The organism is Aquabacterium sp., from assembly GCF_004297345.1.
In the GTDB taxonomy this organism is placed as follows: Bacteria; Pseudomonadota; Gammaproteobacteria; order Burkholderiales; family Burkholderiaceae_C; genus Aquabacterium.
The window spans coordinates 1-7,884 of record NZ_SCTN01000469.1; the positions used below are offsets into that span (position 1 = coordinate 1).

Consider the following 7,884-nt stretch of genomic DNA (forward strand, 5'->3'; position numbering starts at 1 on the left):
GTTGGCGGGCCTTGAAGTGAAGCACCGCCATGTCCTCTGAAAACACCCCCGCCGACCAGAACCAGGCCGCTCCTGCGGCTTACGACCCCACCGCCAAGCAGAAAGCGCAAGCCAAGACGGCGCGCATTCCCATCAAGGTGGTGCCGGCGGAGGAGGTGCTGCGCAAGCCCGAGTGGATCCGTGTCAAGGCCGGTTCGCCCAGCACGCGCTTCTATGAGATCAAGAACATCCTGCGCGAGCACAAGCTGCACACGGTGTGTGAAGAAGCCTCTTGCCCCAATATCGGCGAATGCTTCGGTCACGGCACGGCCACCTTCATGATCATGGGTGACAAGTGCACACGCCGTTGCCCCTTCTGCGACGTGGGCCACGGCCGCCCTGATCCGCTGGATGTGAACGAGCCCGCCAACCTCGCCAAGACGATTGCCGCGCTCAAGCTCAAGTACGTGGTCATCACCAGCGTGGACCGCGATGACCTGCGCGACGGCGGCGCCGGCCACTTCGTCGAGTGCATCAAGCAGATCCGCGAGCAGTCGCCCGCCACGCGCATCGAGATCCTCGTGCCTGACTTCCGCGGCCGTGACGAGCGCGCCCTGGAAATCCTCAAGGCTGCACCGCCCGATGTGATGAACCACAATCTGGAAACCGCGCCCCGCCTGTACAAGGAAGCGCGCCCGGGCAGTGACTACCAGTTCAGCCTGAACCTGCTCAAGAAGTTCAAGGCCCTGCACCCGGACATCCCGACCAAGAGCGGCATCATGGTCGGCCTGGGCGAGACCGATGAAGAGATCCTGCAGGTGATGCGTGACATGCGCGCGCACGACATCGACATGATCACCATCGGCCAGTACCTGGCGCCATCAGGCCACCATCTGCCGGTGCGCCGCTACGTGCACCCCGATACCTTCAAGATGTTTGAAGAAGAGGCCCGCAAGATGGGCTTCACGCATGCTGCAGTCGGCGCCATGGTGCGCTCGTCGTACCACGCGGATCAGCAGGCGGCCCAGGCCGGGGTGGGTGCTTGAGGCCTGACTGCCGGCATGTCTTCAGCCATTGACCCTGACGACTTCGTCAAACCCTTCATCTCCGAGACGCTGGGTTCGAAGTCGCTGTACTTCTCGATATCGGCCATCCAGAGCAGCATGAACCTCATGCAGCCGGATGCCCTGGTGCTGGAGTACTCGCGCACGATGATGGGCTTTCTGCTCTTCAATCCGGCGCCAGCGCGCATCGCGATGATCGGCCTGGGGGGCGGCTCCCTGGCCAAGTTCTGCTATCGGCATCTGCCCAAGGCCCGCATGGACGTGGTCGAGATCAACCCCCATGTGATAGCCCTGCGGGACACCTTCCTGATCCCCAAGGATGATCGCCGCTTCAAGGTGATCCATGGGGATGGTGCGCAGTTCGTGCGCAAGCCACCGCATCTTTACGATGTGCTGTTGCTCGATGGCTTTGATCTGCGCGGCTTGCCGGCCAGCCTCTCATCCCGGCGCTTCTTCGAGGAATGCCTGGGCGCTCTGCAGCCAGGCGGGATCCTGGTGGCCAACCTGCATTACAAGCATCCCCACTTCGAGACCTGTGTGGCACGCATCCGGGCGGTGTTCAAGGATGGCGTGCAGGTCGTGGTGGAGCCGGATGAGGACAATGCTACGGTGTTTGCCCGCAAGGGCGCCGCGTTGTCGCCACCCGAGGCCAAAGGCCGCTCACTGCGCCCCGCGGGGATGAATGAGGTGGCGTGGAGCCAGTTGGATTCCGCTTTCGCGCACATCGTCCGCAGCTGTCGATAGACGCTCCTGGCACCGAGCCATTCCTGGTGGTTATGGTTGGGGCCTCGCCCGGAATTTGATTTTGTGCGTGATCCTCGTCACGATGTAGCGCTATGGCTGTGCCGTTTCAGGCAGGCCTCAACCAACCAGCGTTCACGGATGACCGAGAAGACTCTCAATGGCGCGCAGGCCTTGATGCGCACCCTGGCTGACTGCGGGGTGCAGGTGTGTTTTTCCAACCCGGGCACGTCTGAAATGCACTTCGTGGCCGCGCTGGACAGCGAGCCTCGTATGCGGGCCGTGCTGACCTTGTTCGAGGGTGTGGCCACAGGAGCGGCAGACGGTTATGCGCGCATGGCTGGCAAGCCGGCGGCCACCTTGTTGCACCTGGGGTGCGGCCTGGGCAACGGCCTGGCCAATTTGCACAATGCGCGCAAAGGCAAGGTGCCGGTCGTCAACATCGTGGGCGATCACGCCACCTATCATGTGCAGTACGACGCCCAGTTGCAGTCGGATATCGAGACGGTGGCGCGCAATGTGTCCACCTGGGTGCGGACATCGGCGTCCACCGATGCCTTGTGTCAGGACGCCGTGGAGGCGGTGGCCGCTTCGATGGGGCCGCCCGGTCAAGTGGCCACGCTGATCCTGCCTGCCGACGTCAGTTGGGGCGAGGGTGCCAAGCCCGCTGCGCCTCGTCAGATCAGCCCGCCTGATGCGGCCGCGCCTCAGGATGTCGCGCAACTGGCCGCCCTGATGCGCAGCGGCAAGGTGGCCATGCTGCTCGGCAATCGTGCCTTGCGCGAACCCGCCTTGCTGGCCGCCTCGCGCATTGCGGTCAAGACGGGCGCCAAGCTGTTTGCCGAGGTGTTTCCCACCCGCATCGAGCGTGGCGCGGGGCTGCCGCATGTCGAGCGGATTGCCTATCTGGCCGAACTGGCCGGTGCGCAACTGCGCGGGTATGACCATCTGATCCTGGTGGATGCCAAGGCGCCGGTCTCCTTCTTCGCGTACCCGGGCAAGGACAGCTACCTGGTGCCCAAAGGCTGCGATGTTCATGTACTGGCCTCGGCCACGCAAGACCCAGTTGCCAGCCTGCAGGCCTTGTCGCAGGCGCTGGGCGCAGATGGGCTGGCGCCAGCGTTGCAGGCCCCTGTTCGCCCCGAATTGCCTCGCGGCAAGTTGACCGCAGAGAAGGTGTGCAAGGCGATCGGGCACTTGTTGCCTGAGCGCGCCATCATCGTTGACGAAGCGCAAACCTCGGGCGTGATGTTGCCCTTGTTCACCGCCGGTGCGCCGCGGCACGATGTGCTCACGCTGACCGGTGGTGCCATTGGCCAGGGGCTGCCGACGGCGGTCGGTGCCGCCATTGCCTGCCCGGATCGCCCTGTGTTGGCCTTGGTGGGCGATGGCTCGGCCATGTACACCATCCAGGCACTGTGGACGATGGCGCGAGAGCAGCTCAACGTCACGACCATCATCTTCAATAACCGCTCGTACGCCATCCTCAATGTCGAGTTGCAGCGCGTCGGTGCCACGGCCCTGGGCGGCGGTCAGGGTGACAAAGCCCGCTCGCAACTGGACATCAGCAACCCTTCGCTCGATTTCGTGGAGCTGGCTCGGGGGATGGGCGTGGCGGCATCCAGGGCCAACACCACGGCTGAATTGATCGCCGCCTTGGACAAGGCCTTGAGCTCGCCCGGGCCGCACCTCATCGAGGCCGTGGTGCCCAATGCCGTGGCCGGCTTGAGGCTGAAATTGTTGCCCCACGTGTTGAGTGCCTTGCCCAGGATGCCGGCGCCACTGGCGCGCGCCATCAAGGGCAAGATTGCGCCATGACGAAGTTGGATGGCGGGTTGTTGCCCGTGACGCCCGATGACTACCGGGCTGTGGCGCATCAGCGCTTGCCTCGTTTCATCTTCGATTACATCGACGGTGGGGCCAATGCCGAACGCACCATGGCACGCAATGTCGATGACTTCGCGTCGATCACGTTGCGGCAACGTGTGTTGTGCAACGTGGATGGGGTGGACACGCAAGCCACCATGGCCGGACAGCCGTGCGCCATGCCGCTGGCGCTGGCACCGGTCGGGATGGCCGGCATGTTTGCGCGGCGCGGGGAAGTGCAGGCCTCACGCGCGGCCTTGAATGCGAGCGTCCCGTTTACCTTGTCCACGGTGGGCATCTGTTCTCTGGAGGAGGTGCAGGCCGCGACCCGGCAGCCCTTCTGGTTTCAGCTCTACATGCTGAGAGACCGGCAGGCCGTGAGCCAGTTGCTGGCGCGCGCCTGGCAGGCCGGATGCCGGACCTTGTTGTTCACGGTGGACCTTGCGGTGGCGGGCGTGCGGCACCGGGATCATCGCAATGGGCTGGAGGCCACGGGCCTGACAGCAGGCTGGTTGCGCGCCCGGCAGTTGGTGACGCGGTCGTCCTGGTTGTGGGATGTGGGTTTGCGAGGACGGCCGCATTGCTTTGGCAACTTGTCTGATCGCGTGCCCGATCCTGAGAACCTCAAGGCTTTCAAGCAATGGCTGGATGCGCAGTTTGATCCAGGTGTCACATGGGATGACATTCGGTGGATCCGGGATCAGTGGCAAGGTCGGCTGTACATCAAGGGCATCCTGGATCCGGAGGATGCCGAACTGGTGGTCTCGGTCGGGGCGGATGGCCTGGTGGTGTCCAACCATGGTGGGCGGCAACTGGACGCCGTGAGTTCCAGTGTGGCCATGCTGCCAGCTATCGCTCAGGCAGTGGGCCAGCGCATGGACGTCTGGCTGGACGGCGGCGTGCGTTCCGGTGTGGATGTGTTCAAGGCACTGGCGCTGGGCGCGCAGGGTGTGCTCATCGGGCGGCCGTGGGTCTGGGCGCTGGCTGCAGGTGGGCAAGAGGGCGTCGAGGCTTGTCTGAAGACTTTTCAGCAGGAGCTGCGCGTGGCCATGGCCTTGGCGGGCGTGACGCGCGTTCAGGACATTGGGCGCCAGCAATTGCAGGTGCCGCCGCTGTCGGCATAGTCCGCCATACTGCGACACTGGTGTCATCCTGGACAGGTGCAGCGTGTTATCTCCAGATCTCCAATACTTCTTGTCTGTTGTCGAGGCGGGCAGCATCACCCTGGCTGCAGAACAACTGGGTTTGAGTCAGCCGGCCGTCAGCAAGGCCATTGCCAGACTGGAGCGTCAGGCCGGGGCCGCGTTGTTGCAGCGCACGGCTCGTGGTGTGGAACTGACTCCCGCAGGCCGCGTGTTGCATGCACGCGCAGCTCAGGCCAGCGTGAGCCTGGACGACGCCTTGCAGGCTGCTCGGGATGTCGGGGGTGTGCACGCTGGCATCCTGAAAGTGGGGGTGACGCCCGCGAACGCCTTGTTTGTGTCCAGAGCCTTGTTCCCGCGCCTGACGACGGAACGCCCCAGCGCCACCATCAAGTTCACCACGGCCTTTGGTGCGGAGCTCTTCGATGCGCTGCACAAACAGCATCTCCACCTGGTGGTCAGCCCCATCCCGGATAGTCCGCCCGACAGGCTGCGTTGCGAGGTGCTGTTCGAAGAAGGGTTTGCGCTGATCCACAGCCAGGATCACTGGCTGGCATCCAAGTCCCATATCGATGTGGAAGACCTGAGTGCCTGCGAGGCGGTGGCGCCTGCTCGTGGTGAAGTGGCCAGACAGGTGCTGGAGCAGGCCATGGCTTCATTGGGGATACGCTTTCCCAAGGTCAGGGTCGAGTCCAACCACCTCGATACCATCTGGTATGTGGCCAGCACCAGTGATCTGATCACGGTGATGCCGACCAGCATGTTGTCGCAAGAACTCCCGAAGGGGCTGGTATCTCGCCCCATTCCGCTGAACTATCTCAGTCGCAAAGTGGGGCTGTTTCTGAGCGATGGTGAGGTGTCGGCCATGGCCGAGCGTGCCATCCAGTTGTTGAAGCAGGCAGGGCAGGCGATGGGGCCGGACGCCTTCCCGTTTGACCGGTCAGCGATCCCCATCGTGCCGGCACGGTGAGCGCGGGCGTGAAGCCTGGCGTATCAAACCCAGCCTATAGGGTCACTTGTGTAACGGATTGGTTCTGGCTGCAGGGGGGCATTTTTCGTGCGAAACGCGCCATTTTCACGATGTTGACTGCGCCTTTGGTGAGGCGTCTGTCCGTTGATCGTGCCGTGATGGATACGCATGTCGTTACAGCCTGCGTGGGGTGGCACCTAGCATCCGCCGTCGTCGAGTCATGAGGGCTCGGCGCACCCACTGCGGCCGTGCGGCCGCCACTTCCCTTACACAGGAGAGATAGATGACATTTCAAGCAATCGCTGGCAAGGCTGGTGCCGCTCTGGCTTTGACCGCAGTCGCCCTGTCTGCGCAGGCCGCCAACACCATGTGCGTGTTCGACATCATTGGCGCCAGTGGTGACGCTTTCAACATGGCCAAGGACTACGCCGTGGCCATGCAGAAGAACGGTGTGACCGTGGAGCTCAAGGGCTTTACCAACGAATCCGCTGCTGTGGACGAGTTCCGCGCCGGCAAGTGCGATGCCTTGATGGCCACGGCTTTCCGTACCCGCCAGTTCAATGGCGTGGCCGGTTCGATCGACACGCTGGGCGCGACCACCGTGGTGCGCGATGGCAAGGTGGACATGCCTGCCAGCTACGAAGTCGTGCGCAAGGTTGTGCAGACCTTCTCTTCGCCCCAGGCCGCCAAGATGATGGTTGAGGGCGCATATGAAGTCGGCGGCATCGTGCCTTTTGGCGCGGCCTATCCCATGGTCAACAACCGTGCCATCGACTCCGTTGAAGCTCTGGCCGGCAAGAAGATCGCCGCCTTGGAATACGACCAGGCTCAGGCCATGATGGTGCAGCGCGTGGGCGGCAAGCCCGTGGCGGTTGACATCAACAACCTGTCGGCCAAGTTCAATGGTGGCGAAGTGGACATGATCGCCGCCCCCACGCTGGCCTACAAGCCGCTGGAGCTGAACAAGGGCATCGGCGCCAAGGGCGGCATCGCACGCTTCCCGCTGCTGATCCTGACCTACCAGGTTGTGCTGAACCAGTCCAAGTTCCCTGCCGGTTTTGGCGAGAAGTCGCGTGACCACTGGGTCGGCGAGTTCGACCGCGCCATGAAGCTGGTGCAGAACGCCGATGCCAGCATCCCTGCCGCCACCTGGATGGACGTGTCGCCTGACCATGTCAAGAAGTACACCAACATCCTGCGTGAATCGCGCATCGCGATCACCAACCAGGGCGTCTACAACAAGCAGGGCCTGAAGGTCATCAAGAAGGTGCGCTGCGCAGCCAGCCCCACTGAGGCCGATTGCGCTTCGCCTTCCGAAGAAGGTTGATGACGATCAGCGCTGGTCTGCGGGGGCCGCAACCAGCGCTTTTTCCTGCTCGCGCGCATAGGCGATGCAGGCTCGAAAGAGGGTCAAGGTGTTGATCAGGACATCGTCCAGCGGCGCCTTGCACCGATCGGCCACCCATTGCGTGGCAATGCGGGTGTTCGCACCCACCAGGCCATTGGCCAGCATCTTGAAATTCAGGCGCCCTTGTGCATCCAGTGTGGGAAACATCTGATGCATGAAGCCAGCGATCAACTGCGCGAAATCCTGTGAGGCCTTGTCGGCCAGCATGGCCATGCCTTCGCCTACGTTCAGCGCGTCGATCAGCGCAACACGTGCACGGTGCGGATCCTGGCGGATGAATTCCAGGAAGTTGCGCAAGGCCGCTTCAGCGAGCTTTTCCGGATCGGGCTGGCAACTGGCCAGCGCCATCACGGTCGTCTGCATCAGCTCACGGCTGACTTGCGTGTACACCGCCTTGAACAGCGCTTCCATGCTGTCGAAGTTTTCGTAGAAGTAGCGCGAGGTCAGTTGCGCCTGCTTGCATACGTCCCGCACGGTGGAGTGGTGATAGCCCTGTTCCCCGAACACGGCCAGACCGGCATCGATCAGCTTGGTTCGGCGCTGGCGTTGGCGCTCTTCTGGGTCAACGCCACCGTATCGCCGTCCGGTCGTCCCCGGAGTAGAGGGTGCTTCAGGGTTTACCCTATTTCTGGAAACGGACATTGTCAAATATGATTTTGAAATTGACTATTGTCAAAATGGGTGTGACACGGTTCGTGTAGCGGCAAGCGAAGT

The 7,884-nt window shown here is 62.9% G+C and carries 7 protein-coding genes; 6 read left to right on the top strand and 1 reads right to left on the bottom strand.

Features of this window, described 5'->3' with window-relative positions:
- The first annotated feature begins 29 nt into the window (after nt 1-29).
- The 6 genes from lipA (at nt 30) to EPO09_RS18160 (ending at nt 7,089) form a co-directional block, all read left to right on the top strand.
- Nucleotides 30-1,025 carry a lipoyl synthase gene (lipA, locus tag EPO09_RS18135; protein ID WP_290645249.1) on the top strand — a complete coding sequence of 332 codons (996 nt, stop codon included), beginning with the start codon at nt 30-32 and terminating at the stop codon, nt 1,023-1,025.
- Between the two features lie 15 nt (nt 1,026-1,040).
- Complete coding sequence (locus tag EPO09_RS18140; protein WP_290645251.1) at nt 1,041-1,787, top strand: fused MFS/spermidine synthase; 747 nt, start codon at nt 1,041-1,043, stop codon at nt 1,785-1,787.
- A gap of 138 nt (nt 1,788-1,925) precedes the next feature.
- Nucleotides 1,926-3,602 (top strand): acetolactate synthase large subunit, encoded by a 1,677-nt coding sequence (locus EPO09_RS18145; RefSeq protein ID WP_290645253.1) that lies wholly within the window; start codon nt 1,926-1,928, stop codon nt 3,600-3,602.
- Nucleotides 3,599-4,774 (top strand): L-lactate dehydrogenase, encoded by a 1,176-nt coding sequence (locus EPO09_RS18150; RefSeq protein WP_290645255.1) that lies wholly within the window; start codon nt 3,599-3,601, stop codon nt 4,772-4,774. The genes EPO09_RS18145 and EPO09_RS18150 overlap by 4 nt, the downstream gene beginning before the upstream one ends.
- 43 nt (nt 4,775-4,817) lie before the next feature.
- On the top strand, nt 4,818-5,762 hold the full coding sequence (locus EPO09_RS18155) for a LysR family transcriptional regulator (protein WP_290645257.1): 945 nt from the start codon (nt 4,818-4,820) through the stop codon (nt 5,760-5,762).
- Nucleotides 5,763-6,045: 283 nt separating this feature from the next.
- On the top strand, nt 6,046-7,089 hold the full coding sequence (locus tag EPO09_RS18160; RefSeq protein ID WP_290645259.1) for a putative solute-binding protein: 1,044 nt from the start codon (nt 6,046-6,048) through the stop codon (nt 7,087-7,089).
- 6 nt (nt 7,090-7,095) lie between these two features.
- Here the strand turns inward: EPO09_RS18160 and EPO09_RS18165 are convergent, their stop codons facing one another.
- Entirely contained in the window at nt 7,096-7,812 is a 717-nt protein-coding gene (locus tag EPO09_RS18165) for a TetR/AcrR family transcriptional regulator (protein WP_290645261.1), read from the bottom strand.
- Nucleotides 7,813-7,884 lie beyond the last annotated feature (72 nt).

What these genes read in the sequence shown, in the direction of transcription:
- EPO09_RS18140 (WP_290645251.1), top strand. Translation starts at nt 1,041, where the DNA reads ATGTCTTCAGCCATTGACCCTGACGACTTCGTCAAACCCTTCATCTCC.
- lipA (WP_290645249.1), top strand. Translation starts at nt 30, where the DNA reads ATGTCCTCTGAAAACACCCCCGCCGACCAGAACCAGGCCGCTCCTGCG.
- EPO09_RS18145 (WP_290645253.1), top strand. Translation starts at nt 1,926, where the DNA reads ATGACCGAGAAGACTCTCAATGGCGCGCAGGCCTTGATGCGCACCCTG.
- EPO09_RS18150 (WP_290645255.1), top strand. Translation starts at nt 3,599, where the DNA reads ATGACGAAGTTGGATGGCGGGTTGTTGCCCGTGACGCCCGATGACTAC.
- EPO09_RS18160 (WP_290645259.1), top strand. Translation starts at nt 6,046, where the DNA reads ATGACATTTCAAGCAATCGCTGGCAAGGCTGGTGCCGCTCTGGCTTTG.
- EPO09_RS18165 (WP_290645261.1), bottom strand. Translation starts at nt 7,812, where the DNA reads ATGTCCGTTTCCAGAAATAGGGTAAACCCTGAAGCACCCTCTACTCCG.